Origin of the sequence: Vibrio sp. 10N.222.48.A3 (genome assembly GCF_041475345.1) — a bacterium.
Classification (GTDB): Bacteria; Pseudomonadota; Gammaproteobacteria; order Enterobacterales; family Vibrionaceae; genus Vibrio; species Vibrio tasmaniensis_A.
The window spans coordinates 1-1,019 of sequence record NZ_JBFRVX010001384.1; the positions used below are offsets into that span (position 1 = coordinate 1).

The window sequence follows — 1,019 nt, forward strand, 5'->3', positions numbered from 1 at the left end:
ACTGTATAAAACAGGCCGTATGAGTGAATTTAAATAACCTACAGAGTCAGAGTGACGATATTCCAACGGTAAGAATAAGTTTAGCGCATAGATTGAAACCCCACCAATGAAAATAGCCACAACAATTACACTGAAAAAAGTTTTCTCTTTTAAGATTTTAACTTCAATATTATCTTTAAACATACCACAGACAATCGACTTCGGCTTGATGAAAATTAATATGGGGATTATCACTCCAAGAAAAACTAGAGAGAAGCAAATTTGGTCCAAACTCATGTCTAAAAACCTTATTATTCTATTTAATAGATAGTAATACTATACCAAATATAGTTAATACAACCCCTGATATTTGCAATCCACTTAAATACTCAGAGAATATAAAAACACCACTGAGGGTGATGCATAAAATAGTCAAGCCAGCCATAACAGGCGAAACTATCGATAATGGATACATAGAGTATATTTTTAGTGTAATAAGAAAACTACCGCCATAAAAAAATAGTGCCAATAACACACCATAGAGAAAACCATTACTTATAGATAATGGAAACACACGCCCACTACAGTATTTAAGTAATACCTGTGCAGAAACATTTAGTGAAATAGCAATAGCTATATATAAGATCCCTCCCATAATTATATCCTATTATTATTTTCTGTAACTCTGTCGATAATATACGTAGGTGCTTTATTCACTTCTATGAAAACCCTTCCTATATATTCACCAATAACGCTTAAGCCGATTAATTGAATACCACCTAGAAAATATATTGGCAGTGTAATTGACGCCCAACCAGGAACAGTTCCACCAAATATAATTGACATTGATAAAATATATAGCGACATTAAAATGCAAGTGAGAACAATAAGACCACCAAGTGCTGCAAACAATCTAAGAGGGACTATTGAAAAGGAAATAATTCCGCTTAACGCAAGATTCATCATTTTTTCAAACGTATATTTACTTTCACCATGTTCTCTATCGTAAACATCAAACTCAACAATTGAAGATCGTAAAC

1 protein-coding gene and 2 pseudogenes are annotated in these 1,019 nt (G+C 32.7%); all 3 read right to left on the minus strand.

Going from position 1 to position 1,019, the window contains the following annotated elements; translation table 11 throughout:
- Positions 1-276 (minus strand): annotated as a pseudogene (locus tag AB4653_RS26530) (hypothetical protein); the annotation flags it as partial.
- 19 nt (positions 277-295) lie between these two features.
- The gene (locus tag AB4653_RS26535; RefSeq protein ID WP_032555297.1) at positions 296-634 is read right to left on the minus strand and encodes a hypothetical protein; all 339 of its coding nucleotides are present in this window, start codon (positions 632-634) and stop codon (positions 296-298) included.
- Between the two features lie 2 nt (positions 635-636).
- A pseudogene (locus tag AB4653_RS26540) lies at positions 637-1,019 on the minus strand (glycosyltransferase); the annotation flags it as partial.

Excerpts from the sequence above, each read along its gene's own strand:
- AB4653_RS26535 (WP_032555297.1), bottom strand. The coding sequence starts at position 634 with ATGGGAGGGATCTTATATATAGCTATTGCTATTTCACTAAATGTTTCT.